Source organism: Kitasatospora gansuensis (genome assembly GCF_014203705.1).
Classification (GTDB): domain Bacteria; phylum Actinomycetota; class Actinomycetes; order Streptomycetales; family Streptomycetaceae; genus Kitasatospora; species Kitasatospora gansuensis.
This window is the reverse complement of sequence record NZ_JACHJR010000001.1, coordinates 1,244,703-1,259,768: the sequence shown is the minus strand read 5'-3', so window position 1 is coordinate 1,259,768 and position 15,066 is coordinate 1,244,703. Positions and strand designations below refer to the sequence as shown.

At 74.5% G+C, this 15,066-nt stretch carries 16 protein-coding genes and 1 pseudogene; 13 read left to right on the top strand and 4 right to left on the bottom strand.

Annotation, left to right across the window (positions count from 1 at the left end; all coding sequences use genetic code 11):
- Window positions 1-47: 47 nt before the first annotated feature.
- From F4556_RS05745 to F4556_RS05700, 10 genes are all read left to right on the top strand, one after another.
- Window positions 48-800: an SAF domain-containing protein gene (locus F4556_RS05745; RefSeq protein WP_313068174.1), complete on the top strand. Its 753-nt coding sequence runs from the start codon at window positions 48-50 to the stop codon at window positions 798-800.
- A complete protein-coding gene (locus F4556_RS05740; protein WP_184912148.1) occupies window positions 800-1,876 on the top strand; it encodes a CpaE-like family protein in 1,077 nt (358 codons plus the stop codon). The genes F4556_RS05745 and F4556_RS05740 overlap by 1 nt, the downstream gene beginning before the upstream one ends.
- Entirely contained in the window at window positions 1,866-3,437 is a 1,572-nt protein-coding gene (locus F4556_RS05735) for a TadA family conjugal transfer-associated ATPase (RefSeq protein ID WP_313068172.1), read from the top strand. The genes F4556_RS05740 and F4556_RS05735 overlap by 11 nt, the downstream gene beginning before the upstream one ends.
- A complete protein-coding gene (locus F4556_RS05730; protein ID WP_221503540.1) occupies window positions 3,437-4,426 on the top strand; it encodes a type II secretion system F family protein in 990 nt (329 codons plus the stop codon). The genes F4556_RS05735 and F4556_RS05730 overlap by 1 nt, the downstream gene beginning before the upstream one ends.
- A complete protein-coding gene (locus tag F4556_RS05725; protein WP_184912147.1) occupies window positions 4,423-5,307 on the top strand; it encodes a type II secretion system F family protein in 885 nt (294 codons plus the stop codon). The genes F4556_RS05730 and F4556_RS05725 overlap by 4 nt, the downstream gene beginning before the upstream one ends.
- A 49-nt stretch (window positions 5,308-5,356) precedes the next feature.
- The gene (locus F4556_RS05720; RefSeq protein WP_184912145.1) at window positions 5,357-5,608 is read left to right on the top strand and encodes a hypothetical protein; all 252 of its coding nucleotides are present in this window, start codon (window positions 5,357-5,359) and stop codon (window positions 5,606-5,608) included.
- Window positions 5,605-6,039: a TadE/TadG family type IV pilus assembly protein gene (locus tag F4556_RS05715; protein ID WP_184912143.1), complete on the top strand. Its 435-nt coding sequence runs from the start codon at window positions 5,605-5,607 to the stop codon at window positions 6,037-6,039. Before F4556_RS05720 ends, F4556_RS05715 begins: the two co-directional genes overlap by 4 nt.
- Window positions 6,036-6,491 (top strand): TadE/TadG family type IV pilus assembly protein, encoded by a 456-nt coding sequence (locus F4556_RS05710; protein WP_184912142.1) that lies wholly within the window; start codon window positions 6,036-6,038, stop codon window positions 6,489-6,491. The genes F4556_RS05715 and F4556_RS05710 overlap by 4 nt, the downstream gene beginning before the upstream one ends.
- Window positions 6,488-6,928 (top strand): hypothetical protein, encoded by a 441-nt coding sequence (locus F4556_RS05705; RefSeq protein ID WP_184912140.1) that lies wholly within the window; start codon window positions 6,488-6,490, stop codon window positions 6,926-6,928. The genes F4556_RS05710 and F4556_RS05705 overlap by 4 nt, the downstream gene beginning before the upstream one ends.
- A gap of 83 nt (window positions 6,929-7,011) precedes the next feature.
- Window positions 7,012-10,602, top strand: coding sequence for a LysM peptidoglycan-binding domain-containing protein (locus F4556_RS05700; protein WP_184912138.1), 3,591 nt, complete (start codon window positions 7,012-7,014; stop codon window positions 10,600-10,602).
- A gap of 30 nt (window positions 10,603-10,632) precedes the next feature.
- On the opposite strand, the gene F4556_RS05695 is transcribed toward F4556_RS05700, so the two are convergent.
- The 4 genes from F4556_RS05695 to F4556_RS05680 all read right to left on the bottom strand — a co-directional run bounded on the left by F4556_RS05695 (window position 10,633) and on the right by F4556_RS05680 (window position 13,339).
- On the bottom strand, window positions 10,633-11,064 hold the full coding sequence (locus F4556_RS05695) for a nuclear transport factor 2 family protein (protein WP_376775660.1): 432 nt from the start codon (window positions 11,062-11,064) through the stop codon (window positions 10,633-10,635).
- The gene (locus F4556_RS05690; protein WP_184912134.1) at window positions 11,055-11,861 is read right to left on the bottom strand and encodes an MBL fold metallo-hydrolase; all 807 of its coding nucleotides are present in this window, start codon (window positions 11,859-11,861) and stop codon (window positions 11,055-11,057) included. The genes F4556_RS05695 and F4556_RS05690 overlap by 10 nt, the downstream gene beginning before the upstream one ends.
- Before the next feature lie 209 nt (window positions 11,862-12,070).
- The gene (locus tag F4556_RS05685) at window positions 12,071-12,565 is read right to left on the bottom strand and encodes a MarR family winged helix-turn-helix transcriptional regulator (RefSeq protein WP_184912132.1); all 495 of its coding nucleotides are present in this window, start codon (window positions 12,563-12,565) and stop codon (window positions 12,071-12,073) included.
- An 81-nt stretch (window positions 12,566-12,646) separates the two neighbouring features.
- Window positions 12,647-13,339: an aspartate/glutamate racemase family protein gene (locus F4556_RS05680; protein WP_184912130.1), complete on the bottom strand. Its 693-nt coding sequence runs from the start codon at window positions 13,337-13,339 to the stop codon at window positions 12,647-12,649.
- 88 nt (window positions 13,340-13,427) lie between these two features.
- Between F4556_RS05680 and F4556_RS05675 the strand changes: the two genes are divergently transcribed.
- From F4556_RS05675 to F4556_RS05665, 3 genes and pseudogenes are all read left to right on the top strand, one after another.
- Window positions 13,428-13,958, top strand: coding sequence for a GNAT family N-acetyltransferase (locus F4556_RS05675; protein WP_184912129.1), 531 nt, complete (start codon window positions 13,428-13,430; stop codon window positions 13,956-13,958).
- 4 nt (window positions 13,959-13,962) lie between these two features.
- A complete protein-coding gene (locus tag F4556_RS05670; protein ID WP_184912127.1) occupies window positions 13,963-14,751 on the top strand; it encodes an MBL fold metallo-hydrolase in 789 nt (262 codons plus the stop codon).
- 75 nt (window positions 14,752-14,826) lie between these two features.
- Window positions 14,827-14,994: pseudogene (locus F4556_RS05665) on the top strand (LD-carboxypeptidase); the annotation flags it as partial.
- Window positions 14,995-15,066 lie beyond the last annotated feature (72 nt).

The following is a 15,066-nucleotide window of genomic DNA, read 5'->3' as shown; positions in this document are numbered from 1 at the left end:
CCGCACCGCACGCACCGCACGACACCCGTACGAAAGGCCGAAGCCCGGTGGAGCAACGAACCTTCCCCTCGCCGAGCCCCGGCGCCGCGTCCGTCAGTTCCACGCCCGCCCCCGAGCCGGGCCGGACCGCGCCCCGGACCCCGCCGCGCACGCTGCGGGCCCGGCGGCGGCGTCCGGCGGTGCTGGCCATGGCGGTGGCCATGGTGGCGGCCGGCGGCCTCGGCGGGGCGGTGCTCTACAACAGCACCGGGCAGCGGATCGCCGTGCTGGCGCTGGCCCGTGACGTACCGAAGGGTCAGGCGATCAGCGCCGAGGACCTGGTGGTGGCCCGGATCGCCTCCGACCCCGCGCTCAAGCCGCTCGGCGCCCAGGAGCGGACCAAGGCGGTCGGGCTGCGGGCCGCCGGCGACCTGCGCCGGGGAGCGCTGCTGGTCAAGGCCGACCTGACCGACGACCCGCTGGTCGAGGCCGGCCAGATCGTGGTCGGGGTTGCCACCAAGCGGACCCAACTCCCGGCCACCCGGCTGCAACCCGGCGACCGGGTGCTGGTGGTCTCCACCCCGGACTCGGGTCAGAACGGCTCCACCGTGCGCACGCCGGAGACCCTCGCGGTCCGGGTGGTGGCGGTCGGCAAGGCCGACACCGACGGCAGCGTGGTGGTGGACGTGGCGGTGGCGCCCGCGGACGGCGGCCGGCTGGCCGCCTGGGTGGCCACCGGCAAGCTGCAGATCATCATGGCGCCGCGCGCGGGCACCCCGGCAGCGGCTCCGGCCCCGGCCCCGAGCGGGAGCGCGGCCTGATGGCCGTGGTCGCGGTGGTCGGCGGCCCCGGCGCCCCCGGCGCCACCACCGGCGCGCTCGCCCTGCTGCTGGCCTGGCCGCTGCAGCCCGGCCGCCGGATCCTGCTGGTGGAGTGCGACCCGGACGGCGGCGCGGTGCTGGCCGGTGCGCTGGAGGGACGGGTCGAGGCGGTCTTCGGGCTGCGCAACCTGGCCGTCGCGGACCGTCGCGGGCTGCTCGCCCAGACCCTGTGGGAGCAGCTGATCGACCTCTCCCCGGGCGGCACCGGCGACCGCCTGCTGCTGCCCGGCCTGACCGACCCGGCCCAGGCACCCGGCCTGGCGTACACCTGGGAGCCGCTGCTGGAGGCGCTGCACGCGCTGGAACCGCAGGGCTACGACGTGATCCTCGACCTCGGCCGCTCCGGCGCGCAGGGGCCCGGCGCGGTGCTGGCCCGGCGGGCCGACGTGGTGGCGGTGGTGCTGCGCAGCACGCTGCGCGGGCTGAGCGCGACCCGGCCCCGGCTGGCCGCGCTGCGCGAGGACCTGGAGCACGCGGGCACCGGCGCGGACGGGCTCGGCCTGCTGCTGGTCGCCGAGGGTCCGTACCCGGCGGCCGAGGTCTCCCGGCAGTTCGGGGTGCCGGTGCTCGGGGTGCTGCCGCACGTGCCGCGCACCGCCCGGCTGCTCTCCGACGGCGGGGACACCGCCGACCGGCGGTTCATCCGCTCGGAGCTGATGCGGACCGCCAGGACCACCGCCGACCAGATCCAGCTGCTGATCCGGCGCCGCCGCCAGCGGCTGGCGCCCGCCGTCGCGCCGGGTACCGCGCCCGTCGCCGCACCGCCGCCGGTGGCGGCCCAACCCGCCCCGGAGTCGCACCCGTTGGCCTACCCGCAGCAGCCGTACCCCGGGCAGCCGTACGCCGAGCCGTCGTACCCGCAACAGCCCTACCCCCAGCACGCCTACCCGGTGCCGCCGGCGCCGCAGCAGCCGTACCCGGCCCCGCCGGTGCCGCAGCCCGCCGCGCCCGCGCCGTTCCCCGGCCAGTCGGAGCCGCAGCGGCCGGTCTACGGGCAGGTGCTCCGTGCGCGGTAGCCCGCTGTACGACCCGTTGCACAAGCCCGCGAGCGCCGACCCGGCCGGGCTGCCCTGGACGGCCGCCCCGCCGGTGATACCGAGCGCGAGCCCGGTCGGGCAGTTCACCACCGGGCCGGTCAACTCCGGTGCGGGGGCGGCTGGTTCGGCCCCGGTGATCCAGCCGGTCGCGGTCAAGCCGGTGGTCGACCAGCAGGTGGCCCGGGAGCTCAAGCGACAGGTCGCGGCCGAACTGCACCAGCAGCTCACCCGGTTGGCGGACGCCTCCGGTGTGGAGGCGGACGGGGCCACCCGGCGGCAGCGCGGCCGGGCGCTGATCGAGGAGGCGGTGGCCCGCTGGTCCGACGCGTACGCGCAGACCCACGGCATCCCGCCCACCCGGGAGCAGGACCGGGCGCTCGCCGAGACCGTCTACGACCTGCTGTTCCGGGCCGGGCGGCTGCAGCCCTACCTGGACGACCCGGAGATCGAGAACATCCTGATCAACGGCTGCGACGACGTGTGGATCTCCAAGGTGCACCAACCGCTGCGCCAGGTCCCGCCGGTGGCCGAGAGCGACGCGGAACTGGTCGAGCTGCTCCAGGACCTGGCCAGGCAGCACGGCGGCGGCGAGCGGAGCCTGTCCACCGCCAGCCCGACCCTGGCGCTGCGGCTGGAGGGTGGGATGCGCCTGCAGGCGCTCACCGAGGTGACGCCCCGTCCGTACGTGGCGATCCGCCGGCACCGGGTGGCCTCGGCCACCCTCGCCGACCTGGTCCAACTCGGCACCGTGGACGCCACCCTGGCCGCCTTCCTGGCCTCGGCCATCCGGGCCAGGAAGAACGTGATGATCACCGGCACCCAGGGTGTCGGCAAGACCAGCCTGCTGCGCGCGATGGCCGCCGAGATCCCGCCGGACGAGCGGGTCGGCACCCTGGAGTCGGAGTTCGAACTCTGGCTGCACACCCTCGGCCACCTGCGCCAGGTGGTCCCGATGGAGGCCAGGGAGGGCAACGGCGAGCGGGTGGACGGACGGCTCGCCGGTGAGCTGACGATCGGTGAACTGATCCCCGCCGCACTGCGGATGACGCTGTCCCGGATCATCGTCGGCGAGGTCCGCTCCGGCGAGGTGGTCCCGATGCTGCGGGTGATGACCAACGGCGAGGGCGGCTCGATGTGCACCCTGCACGCGCGCGGCCCGCACATGGTGGTCGACCGGATCGCCGAACTCTGCCTGGAGTACGGCTCGCACATGACCGACAGCCTGGCGTACCGGCTGACGGCCAACGCGATCGACCTGATCGTGCACGTGGCGATGGTGGACGAGACCGCCGTCGGCGGCTCCCGGCACCGCTTCGTCTCGCACGTGCTGGAGGTGACCGGCCTCGGTGAGAGCGGCCGCCCGGCCACCAACACCGTCTTCGGCCCGCGCCCCGACCTGGGCGAGCCCCGGGCCGTGCCGCACACCCCGCCGAGCTGCCTGGACGACCTGCGCCGGGCGGGCTTCGACGCGGGGCTGCTGCAGTCCGCGTACGGGAGTTGGGCTGCCCCGCTGAACCTGCGGATCGGAGGGGCGCGCTGATGCTGCTCTTCGTCATGTGCGGGCTGCTGGTGGCCGGCGGCCTGGTCGCGCTGGTGGCCGGGGTATACGGGCGGGAGCCGGCCGAGCCGGCGGCCGGGGCCTGGTCGGCCCGGCTCGCTCCGACGGCCCGGCGCCGGCTGTCGGTCCAGGCGGCGGTGCTGGTGCTCGGCAGCGTCTGGCTGATCCTGAGCGGCCGGCCACCGGTCGCCATCGGGCTGCTCGCACTGCTGGTCTTCGGTCTGCCCTGGGTGTTCGGCGCCACCCGCGCCGACATGCACCGGATCGACCGGCTGGAGGCGCTCGCCGAGTGGACCCAACGGCTCGGCGACGTCCTGCTGTTGGGGGTCGGGCTGAACCAGGCGATCGTCACCAGCCGGCGGACCGCGCCGCCCGCGCTGGAGGCCGAGATCGCCGAGCTGAGCGCCCGGCTGCAGTCCCGCTGGCGCCCGGAGGAGGCGCTGCGGGCCTTCGCCGACACGCTGGGCGACGCCACCGCAGACAAGGTGCTGGCCGCGCTGGTGCTGCGCGCGGGCGACAGCGGCCCCGGCCTGGCCAGGACGCTGGCCGACCTGGCCACCTCGGTCCGCGAGGAGGTCAGGCAGCGCCGCACCATCGAGGCAGACCGGGCCAAGCACCGCACCACCATCCGCTGGCTGCTGGTGATCATCATGCTGGTGCTGGTGGCCGGCTTCTTCAACCCCCGGTACTCCCAGCCGTACTCCACCCTGCTGGGTCAGCTGGTGCTCGGGGTGGTGCTGGTGCTGTTCGTGCTGGTGATCGCCTGGATGCGCAAGCTGGCCACCCAGCGTCCGCTGCCGCGCCTGCTGGAGCCGGACCGGCGGAGCAAGGCCCGCCCGGTGCGGGCCGCTTCGGCGTCGGCGTCGGCGTCGGCGGAGGACGGTTCGGTGAGTGCCGGTCAGGACGCGGCGCCGGTCGGTCCGCTCGGTCAGTTCGGTCAGTTCGGTAAGTTCGGAAGGGAGGGCGCGTGATCTCGATCTGGGCCGTACTGGCCGGCGCCCTGCTGCTCGGCGGCGTGGCCGCGATCGCCGCCGAACTGCGGCCCGCACCACCGGACCTGGGGCAGGCGCTGGACCGGCTGCACCGCACCCCGGCCGACCACGCCGAGCTGACCGACCCCGACGTCAGCTGGGTCGACCGGATCGGCCAGAGCTCGCTCCGGCTGCCGGGCGCCCGGATTCCCCGGCGGCAGCTGTCGCTGATCGGCCGGACCCCGGCGCGGTTCATGGCACACAAGCTGCTGTTCGCGCTGATCGGGCTGATGGCGCCCGGCTACCTGGTGCTGATCTCGGTCCTGGTCGGCTTCGAACTTCCCTGGGTGGTCCCGCTGTTGGCGGGTCCGGCGCTGGCCCTGCTGGGCTGGCTGCTGCCGGACGGCATCGTGGCCGGCGAGGCCAAGGAGGCCCGGACGGAGTACCTGCACGGGATCGCCGCCTACCTCGAACTGGTCGCGCTGGAGCGGGCCGCCGACTGCGGGCCCGCCGAGGCGCTGCGCCGGGCGGCGGCGGTCGGCCGGTCCACCGTGTTCCGCCGGATCAGGGACGCGCTGGAGCGGGCCGCCACCGACCGGCTGCCGCCCTGGGACGGGCTGGACGCGCTCGCCACCGAGCTCGGCCTGACGCCGCTTCAGGACGTCGCCGACATCATGCGGCTGTCCGGCAGCGACGGCGCCGCCGTGTACGACACCCTGCGGGCCCGGTCCAAGAGCCTCCGCGACGAACTGCTCGCCGAGGACCTGGCCAGGGCCAACACCGACAGCGAGCGGATGGTGGCGCCGGGCGCGGCGCTCACCCTGCTCATGACGGTGCTCATCGTCTTCCCCGCGCTGTACCAGATGTTCACCGTGATCTGACCGACCGCCTGTCCCGTCCGTTTCCCGCTGTCGACCTGGAGACCACACCATGGCCGCTCTGCGTAACCTCCTCACCGCCCTGCTCCTGCCCGTGAAACTCTGCCTGTTCGTGTTCCACTACCGGGTCGGCCGGGTCCGGGCGGCCCGCGCCGCCGGGGACCGGGGCGCGATCAGCATCGAACTCGCGCTCGCCATCATCGTGTTGGTGGGTGTCGCGGTCGCGGTGCTCGCCGTGCTGGCGACCCTGGCGAAGAACGTCACCTCCCGGGTGCCGAGCGATGCGGTCGTCTCGCCCAAGTGAACCGTCGTACGTCGCCACACCGTCACCGACCGGGAGACCGGCGGCACCGCCCGGGGGACCGGGGCGCGCTGACCATCAGCCTCGCTCTGGTCTTCCCGGTGGTGCTCGGGCTGGTCTTCCTCGTGGTCCAGGCCGCGCTGTACTGGTACGCGGGCCAGGCCGCGCAGACGGCTGCCCGTGAGGGGGCCGACGCGGGCCGGGTCCGGGGTGGCACCGAGGCGGCGGGGGAGGCCAGGGCCAGGGCGTTCCTGGCCCGGGTCGGGGACCTCGCCGATCCGGTCTCGGTGATCCCGCACGACGCGCCGGGCACGTTCCGGATCACGGTCGAGGTCCGACCGCTGGCGGTGCTCCCCGGCTTCGACCGGTTCACCGTCACCCGCGAAGTCACCGCCCCCCGGGAGAAGTTCGTGCCCCAGGTCGGTCAGCCGTGAGGCGCCGCGAGGGGGATCGGGGCAGCGCCGCGCTGGAAGCCGCCATCATCGCGCCGGTGCTGGTCGCCTTCGTGCTGATCGCGGTCGCGGCAGGGCGTATTCAGAGCACCGGTGGGGTAGTTGATGCGGCAGCCCGTTCCGGCGCCCGGGCGGCCTCGCTGGCCCGTACGCCGGAGGGGGCGCAGCAGGCGGCGGCCGAAGCGGTGCAGGAGGTGCTCGGGGGGCAGGGGGCGCGGTGCGAAGGGGCCGAGAGGCCGCCGATCGAGTACGGCACCCTGGACACGCCGACCGGTCGGCTCGACACCGTGACGGTGCAGGTGAGTTGCACCGTCCGGCTGAGCGATCTGCTGATCGACGTCGTACCGGGCAGCAAGACCATGACCGCCAGTTTCACCTCGGTGCTCGACCACTACCGGGGCACCGAACCGGGCAAGAAGGCGAGGAACCAGTGAGGGTACGGCGGGCGGGTGGTGCGGACGGCGGCTCCATCGGCGTGTTCGTGGCGATCTGCGCCGCCGGGCTGGTGCTGATGATCGGCGTGGTGCTGGAGGCGGGCGGGCGGTTGCGGGCGATCGAGACCGCCGACGCCCAGGCCCAGGAGGCGGCCCGGGTGATCGGTCAACAGCTGGACGAGACCGCTCTGTTGCGCGGCGACGGCTACCTGCTGGCCCGGGACGTGGTCGCGGCCCGAAGTGCGGCCGACGCCTATCTCGCGCCCTCCGGGTTGCACGCCGAGGTGACGTTCGTGGGCGGCCGCACGGTGGTGGTCGACATCCGGGCCGAGTACCGGACCACGCTGCTGGGCGCGATCTCGGTGCGGTCGCTGGAGGTGCACGGGCGTGGCTCGGCCACTCTGGTGCACGGCGTCAAGGAAGCGGAGACTGCCTGAATGGGTGCGGGCAGGACTCTTGATGGGCGCCGACGCGGCGAGGCCGCAGCGGCGCACGGTGTCACGGAAGCGGAGAAGGACTGATGGCCGGGCGACGAGCCAAGGAACAGGACCGGACCGGGACGAGCGGCGGCGCGCACAACGGCGCGAGCGGCCAGGCCGGACGGCGACCGGTGCCGCTGCGGCCCAACCGCGGTCGCCGGACGGCCGGTTCGGTGTTCAGCGCACTCGGTGCGCTGGTGCTGCTGGCGCTCCTGCTGGTCGGCATGCCCGCACTGCTGGTGTACGGGACGACCGCCGTGGCCGGGATGGGCGGCCAGAGCACCGACGGTCTGGTCGAACTGCTGACCACCCCGGACGACGGGCGGATCTTCCTCTGGGCGCTGGTCGCGATCGGCTGGGTGGCCTGGCTCTGCTTCGCCTTCTCGGTGCTGCTGGAGATCCCGGCCCAGCTGCGCGGCCGGGTGGCCCGTCGGCTGCCCGCCTTCGGCTGGAGCCAGCGGATCGCGGCCGGACTGGTCGGTTCGGTGCTGGCCCTGTTGCCGGTGGCCGGTTCGGCCTTCGCCGCGGTGCCGGACCGCCCGGTCGCGGTGGCCCCGGCCCAGGTGACGGCAGCTCCGCAGTACGCCGCGCTGCCCGCCGCCCCGGCGGCGCCCGCGCTCACCCCGGCGGCCGACCCGGCGCCCGGCTACACCGTGCGGGACAGCCGCCCGGCGGACAGTCTCTGGTCGATCGCCGAACGCCAACTGGGTTCGGGCGAGCGGTGGGTGGAGATCGCCAAGCTCAACGACGGCCGGGTGATGGACGATTCGGGCCGGACCTTCGACGCGGACCGGCCGATCCACCCGGGCTGGCAGCTCCTGATGCCCGGCGACGCCAAGGCCCAGACCGCCCCGGCGCCGGCCCCGGCTGCCGCGCCCGCCGTCCCGGTCGCCGTGACGCAGCCCCGGCACGCCTCGGTGACGGTCCAGACGGGGGACACCCTGTCGGCCATCGCGGAACGGGAGTTGGGGGACGCGGAGGGGTGGCCGAAGCTCTTCGAGGCCAACAAGGGGGTGGCCGCGCCGGACGGTGAGCGGCTGACCGATCCGGACGTGGTGGTGCCGGGCATGGTGCTCGCCATCCCCGGCGCCCCGGCGCCCGCTCCCGCCCCGGCCCCGGTGCCCGCGCCCGCTCCTGCGCCGGATCCCGCTCCTGCGCCTGCGCCCGAGGCCTCCGTACCCGTCACGCCCGCGCCCGCTACACCCGCGCCCGCTACGCCCGCCCCGGCCACCCAGGGTCCGGTGGTCCCGTCCCAGGCGCCGACCGCCGCCGCCCACACCCCGGCCGCCAAGGCGGACGCCCCGAGCGACGACTACTCCGTGGCGCTGGCCGCCTCGACCGTCGGGGTGCTGCTGGCCGCCGTTCTAGTCGGCACGGTGGCCCGGCGGCGCGGCGACCAGCAGCGGTCCCGCAAGCCCCGGCACCGGATCGCGTTGCCCGCCCCGGCGGCACTCGCCTTCGAGTCCGAGCTGAAGGTCCGTCAGGACGACGCCGGACTGGCCCTGCTGGACCGGGCGTTGCGCACGCTGGCCCGGAACACCGTCCGGGGCGGCAAGCGCCTGCCCACCCTGGTCGCGGCCCGGATCACCCCCGGCCGTACGGTCGAACTGCACCTCGCCGCCCCGGCCGCGCCGATCGCGCCGTTCCGGGCCGCGCACGCCCCGAACGTCTGGTGGTGCCCGGACGACTCGTCCGAGCTGCTCGGCGCCTCCCAGGCGGCCAAGAACAACGCCCCGTACCCGGCGCTGGTCACCCTCGGCAGCGCACCGGACGGTTCGGTGGTGCTGGCCGACCTGGAGACCGTCCGGCTGATGCACCTGTCCGGGCACCCGGACGACTCGCAGGACGTACTGCGCACCCTGGCCGTCGAGTTGGCGCACAGCCCGCTCGCCGACCGGCTGAACCTGCACCTGGTCGGGCTGGCCGAGGACCTGCCGATCTCCGGCCGCGCGCTGGAGCGGGTGCACCGGCACGACTCGCTGGAGGCGGCGCTCGCCGCGCTCGGTCCGCGCACCGCCCGGGCCCGGGCCACCCTGGTGGCCGCCGAGGCGGCCAGCCCCCGGGACGCCCGCAGCCGAGGCCAGGACGACGAGTCCTGGGTGCCGGAGATCGTGCTCTCCGCCCAGCCGCCCAGCGGCACCCTGCCCACCGAGCTCGGCCGACTGCTCGACGGCACCCCGCGGACCTGCCTGGCCGTCATCACCCGGGCCCCGGAACGCGGCAGCGGCCCGGTTGCCCGCTGGACCCTGCCCAGCACCGGCAACGCCACCATCCCGGGGCTGCACCTCACGGTCCAGCTCCAGCGGCTCAGCCAGGACCAGTACGCCCGGCTCGGCGACCTGCTCCGGTCCTCGGCCGACACCACCCAACTGCCCGCGCCCGACTGGACGCTGGACGGCGAGGAGCTCGAACCGTCCGAACTCCCGCTGCCGGTACCGGTGCTGGCGACGGTCGGGGCCCCGAGTGCCGCCGAGGCGGCCGCGATCGAGGCGGTGGCCCGGGCGATCGGCACCGGCAGCAGTCCGTTCGCGGGCATCAGCCCGGCCGCCACGCCCCGGCACACGGCCAACTCGGTCGGCCTGCACGTGAAGTCCGCCGACCCGGTGACTCCGGTGACCCCGGTGGCCGCCGTCCCGCCCGCCGCCGTGCCCCCGGTCGTGGCCGTCCCGGCCCCCGTGGTCCCGGCCCCGGTGGTGCCGGTGCCCGACCCGGAGCCGGTCCCGACCCACGAGCCCGCCGCCCCGGTGGCCGACACCACCCCGGCCCGGCCCGTCCAGTCGCCTGCCGCAGCCTCAACTCCCGTACCCCGCACCGACAGTGACGATCTGCTGGCGATCCTCCGCTCGCCGGAGGCGCACTCGCTCCGCACCGCGCCCCGGATCCGCCTGCTCGGCCCGCCGGACGTGCTCGGCACCACCGGCCCGGTCACCCCCGAGGGTCAGCCCCGGCTGACCGAGCTGGCCGCGCTGCTCGCCCTCCGGCCGGGTGCCGACCAGTCCACCCTGGACCGTGCCCTGCACCCCGGCGCCGCCCACCTCGACCCGCACCCGACCACCACCGAACACACCGTCACCCCGATGCCCACCCGACTGGCCGAACTGGCCGCCTGGCTGGGCGAGTCCACCGAGGGCCGGCCCTTCCTCCCGCTCGACGGCAGCACCGACGGTCACAGCTTCGCGCCGACCGTCAGCTGCGACTGGGACGAGTTCCGCAGCCTCTACCGGCGGGGCATGCGCAGCACCAGCAGCACCGCCGACGCCGCCCTGGCCCACGCCCTCGCCCTGGTCCGCGGCGCCCCGTTCGCCGAGGCCCCCGGCTCCGCGTACGGCTGGGCCGAGCCCGAACGCCAGGACATGATCGCCACCATCGTCGACACCGCCCACGAACTGGCCGCCCGCCGCCTCCAGTACGGCGACCACCGGACCGCCGAAGCCGCCATCTTCCGTGGCCTCGCCGTCGCCCCCGACATCGAACTCCTGCACCGCGACCTGTTCTACGCCTACGCCTCGGCGGGTGCCCGCGACCAACTCGTCCGCGCCGTCAACCGCCTGGACGCCCTCAGCCGCCGCACCGGCCGCGACCTCGACCCGGACACCGTGGCCCTGCTCCGCGACCTCCTCTCGGGAGGCTGACCGAGCAGGGACACGCCGGAGCCGAGGTGCTCAGCCCATCGCGTCGCGCACCTTCGCGGTGTCGACGAACTGCTCGAAGCGGACGATACGGCCGCCGCGCACGACGAAGGCATGGGCCACCCGGACGTCGATCGGCTTGCCGGTGGCCTTGTTGACGGCGGTGTAGCGGGCCAGGACGACGACGTTCTCGCCGTCGACGACGTAGGTGTCGTCGTGGGCGGTCCAGTCCGACCAGTCCTGGCCGAGGCGTTCCATGACGTTGGCGGTGACCCCGTCGGGGGTCCGGTAGGTGCCGGCGAGGGGGAAGCCGGCCATCTCGGTCCACTCCACGTCCGGGGCGAGGGTGGTGCGCAGGGCTTCGAGATCACCGGCGGCGGAGGCGAGGTACTGACGGCGGACCACGTCGGCCGGCGCGGTGGAGGTGGCGAAGTCGGCCCTCTCGGCGGTCATGGTCAGCCCCACTTCATCTCGCCCTTCGCGACCTTGGCGCCGATCTGGGCGGCGATCAGCATGCCGTGGTCGGGGTAGCGCTTGATCAGGACGTCGGTCAGCGCGGCACCGTCGGCGGCGTTCGCGAGCTCCTGCTCGAAGGTGGTGAGGTACTCGCGGGTGTTGCTGATCGCGGTGGCGTCGGCCGGGGTGCCGGGCAGGCGGTGGCCGGGCACGACCAGGCGCGGGTCTAGCGCGGCCATCTCGTCGAGCAGGGCGATCCAGGCGGAGCGGTGCTCGAGGGTGGCGGTGTCGGCGACCCAGACGTGCTCCTGCTGGAACAGCAGCACCCCGCCGAGGACCGCACGCTGCTCGGCCTGCCACAGGTAGTGGCGGTCCGGAAGGCCGGCCGGGCCGCCCTTGAGCTGGAAGCGGTGGCCCTCGACGTCGAGGTCGCCCGTCAGCGGCGTCAGCTCGACCAGGCGGGTGGGGAGGTTCGCGCCGAGCGACTCCCAGGCCTTGAGCTTGCCCTGGTAGGTGTGCTGGATGTGCTCGATCACGATCGGGGTGGCCACGAACCTGGCGTTCGGGAACGCGTCGGCGACCACCTCGGCACCGAAGTAGAAGTCGGGGTCGGCGTGGCTGACGAAGACCGTGGTCAGCTCCTTGCCGGAGTCCAGTACGGCAGCCACCAGCCGGTGGCCGTCGGCGCGGGTGAAGCCGGCGTCGACCAGCAGCGCCTCGCGGTCGCCGGTGACCAGGGTGGCGGTCTTGTTCCTGCTCTCGACGGGGAAGTCCAGGTCGAGGATGGTGAAGTCGAGGGTGCTCACGGGGGTTCCTCTCGGACGGTGCGGTATCCGCCCGATGCGGGCGGGATGTACCTGTGCCAACAGTAACTGCGCAGTCAGGTATTCCCGCCCGGGAAACCGCCTGCCGGTGGCCGCTACCGACACTGGCCGATCCGGCAGACCACCGCTACCGCACCTGCGCCGTCCGGGGGCCCGGCCCACGGGGGTCACGTCCTCATGGCTTCATGGCTTCACGGGAGTCGGGGCAGCGCGTCGCGGGCCGCAAGGCTCAGCAGTCGCAGATCCCGTACGAAGCGCTCCCGGTCCGCTTCGGGCAGCGGGTCCAGGAAGTAGCGCTGGACGTTGTCCACGTGTACCCGCGCCGCCCGTACGGCCGTCCGCTCGCCGAGCGCGGTCAGTCGGACCAGCCTGCCCCGACGGTCTTCGGGATCCGCCGCCCGCTCCACCAGCCCGGCCGCCTCCATCCGGTCCACCAGTCGGGTGACCCCGCCGGTGGTGAGCACCTGCTCGCGGCCGATCACGCGCATCGGCAGCCCCGGGCCGCCCGCCCGGCCGAGGATCAGCAGCACCTCGAACATCAGGTGGCTGATCCCGCACTCCTCCTCGATCGCCCGCCCGAGGATGTGCTCCAGTCGACCCGCCGACCCCAGCAGATGGCCGAACGCGAGCACCCGCCCGTCGTCGGCCGCATCCTTTGCCGACGCGATCACCGGCTCCTCGCCCACCCCAGCACCTCCCTCACACCTGGCCGTCGTCAGCACGGTAGCCGAGCGGCGGACGGGCGGCGCAGCCGACGGAGCGCGCCGTCAGTCCGCCAGCGCGGCCGCGACCGCCGCCTCGGCGTGCAGGCGGGTGGTGGCGAAGACCGGGACGGGGCTGTCGGCGGGGGAGATCAGCAGCTCGATCTCGGTGCAGCCGAGCACGATCCCCTCGGCGCCCCGCGCGACCAGGTCCGCGATGACGGACCGGTAGGCGGCGCGCGACTCCTCACGGATGACGCCCAGGCAGAGCTCCTCGTAGATGACCCGGTGCACCAGCGCCCGGCCCGGTGCGTCCGGGACCAGGACGTCGAGGCCGTGCGAGGCCAGCCGGTCCCGGTAGAACGACTGCTCCATGGTGAAGGCGGTGCCCAGCAGGCCGACCCGGGCCAGGCCCGCCGACCGGACCGCCAGCGCGGTGGCGTCGGCCAGGTGCAGCAGCGGGACGTCGACGGCGGCCGCCACCTGGTCGGCGACCTTGTGCATGGTGTTGGTGCAGATCAGCAGCAGCTCGGCCCCGGCCGCCTCCAACGCCCTTGCGGCGTCCGCCAGTACGGCCCCGGCCTTGTCCCACTCGCCGGCCACCTGCAGCCGTTCGATCTCGGCGAAGTCCACCGACCAGAGCACGCACCGGGCCGAGTGCAGCCCACCCAGCCGCTCCCGGGTCAGCTCGTTCAGCAGCCGGTAGTACTCGGCGCTGGATTCCCAGCTCATCCCGCCGATCAGTCCGATGACCTTCATCGCCCCACCTCCCACCCGCGCATCATCGCACTGCCCCGGAACCGTAATGCAGTTGCCGCGGCCCTCGCCGTTCCGTTAGACCCGTCCCATGTTGCGTGGAGAGCGAATCGGCCTGCGGGCCCGCGTGGAGTCGGATGTACCGGTACTGCACGAGGAGTTGTACGACGACGTGCTGGGCCGCTCGCGGGCCGACACCCGGCCCTGGCAGCCGACCCCGGTCGGCTTCTCGCCGTACGCGGTGAACGAACCGAAGGACGGTCACGCGGAGTTCACCGTGGTCGAGCTGACGACCAATGAGGTGGTCGGGGAGGCGATCGTCTGGGGGATCGACAGCCACAACCGCCTGGCCCACCTCGGGCTGGCCCTGCGGCCCGCCTTCCGGGGCCGCGGCTACGGGGCCGAGTCGGTGCGGCTGATGTGCCACTACATCTTCACGGTGCGCGGCTTCCAGCGGGCCCAGCTGGAGACGCTGGCGGACAACGCGCCGATGATCCGGGCCGCCGAGAGCGCCGGGTTCGTCCGGGAGGGGCTGCTGCGGCGGAACGCCTGGGTGTACGGCGAGTGGCTGGACGAGGTGATCCTCGGGCTGCTGGCCGAGGACTGGGCGAAGGAGAAGTAGCGGGATGCCGCACCCGGGGATGGTGAGGGCGGGCGTCGAGGTGACCCCGCTGTGCGACGCGGTCGGGCCGATGGGGGATCAGATCGCCCTGCCGCTGCCCCAGATGTTCGGCGGCCCGGACCACCCGGTCTGGGCCAGGGTCGACCCCGCCGCGCCCTGGGTGCTGCACTTCCACTGCTACCTGCTCCGCACCCCGGACGGCCGCACCGTCCTGGTGGACACCGGCCTCGGCGGGCCCGACTCGCCCGCCGCCGGCTGGGCCCCGGTGCCGGGGCGGCTGGCCACCGAGCTGGCGGCGGCCGGCGTACGGCCCGAGCAGGTGGACACCGTGGTGCTGACCCATCTGCACAGCGACCACGCGAGCGGCAGCCTGGCAGCCGACGGCAGCACCCCGGCGTTCCCGAACGCCCGCTACCTGGTCCAGCGAACCGAGCTGGACTGGCTGGAGGCGAGCGGTTCGCCGCTGCTGGACGCCGTGGTGCGGCCGCTGCGCGCGGCGGGCTGCCTGGACGCCCGGGCGGGCGAGGTGACGCTCGCCCCCGAGATCAAGGTCTTCGCCACCCCCGGCCACACCCCGGGCCACCAGAGCGTGGCGATCGGCGACCACCAACTCGTGGTCGCGGGAGACGTGGTGCTGCACCCCGTCCAGCTCGCCGACCCGACGGCCGGCTACGTCTACGACGACGCGCAGCCGACCGCGACCCTGACCCGGCAGCGCCTGCTGGCGGAGCTCACGGCGCGGCACGGCATCCTGGCCACGGCGCACTTCGCCGAACCGTTCACGCAGCTGTGAAAACCCGTTCGTCCGAGCACGACGCCGCGCACTGCCCTGCGCAACCTCGGCCTGGCCGAGGCCCGTGCCGCGTTCTGCGCCGGCCAGCGTGCGGCGGTGCTCCGCGCGCCGGCCGAGTACGCCCCCGACATGCTGGTGGTCTTCGACGTCGATCTCGGCCACACCGACCCCCAACTGGTCATCCCCTACGGCGGCCGGATCCGGGTGGACGGCCCCGCCCGGAGGGTCACCGTCACGTACTGAGCGGGTAACGGGTGCTCGGTGATCACCACCCGCTCTGGCTCCGCCACCTGGGCGCGTCGTAAAGTGGCGAAA

What these genes read in the sequence shown, in the direction of transcription:
- F4556_RS05740 (WP_184912148.1), top strand. Translation starts at nt 800, where the DNA reads ATGGCCGTGGTCGCGGTGGTCGGCGGCCCCGGCGCCCCCGGCGCCACC.
- F4556_RS05730 (WP_221503540.1), top strand. Translation starts at nt 3,437, where the DNA reads ATGCTGCTCTTCGTCATGTGCGGGCTGCTGGTGGCCGGCGGCCTGGTC.
- F4556_RS05720 (WP_184912145.1), top strand. Translation starts at nt 5,357, where the DNA reads ATGGCCGCTCTGCGTAACCTCCTCACCGCCCTGCTCCTGCCCGTGAAA.
- F4556_RS05700 (WP_184912138.1), top strand. Translation starts at nt 7,012, where the DNA reads ATGGCCGGGCGACGAGCCAAGGAACAGGACCGGACCGGGACGAGCGGC.
- F4556_RS05680 (WP_184912130.1), bottom strand. Translation starts at nt 13,339, where the DNA reads ATGAAGGTCATCGGACTGATCGGCGGGATGAGCTGGGAATCCAGCGCC.
- F4556_RS05675 (WP_184912129.1), top strand. Translation starts at nt 13,428, where the DNA reads ATGTTGCGTGGAGAGCGAATCGGCCTGCGGGCCCGCGTGGAGTCGGAT.
- F4556_RS05670 (WP_184912127.1), top strand. Translation starts at nt 13,963, where the DNA reads ATGCCGCACCCGGGGATGGTGAGGGCGGGCGTCGAGGTGACCCCGCTG.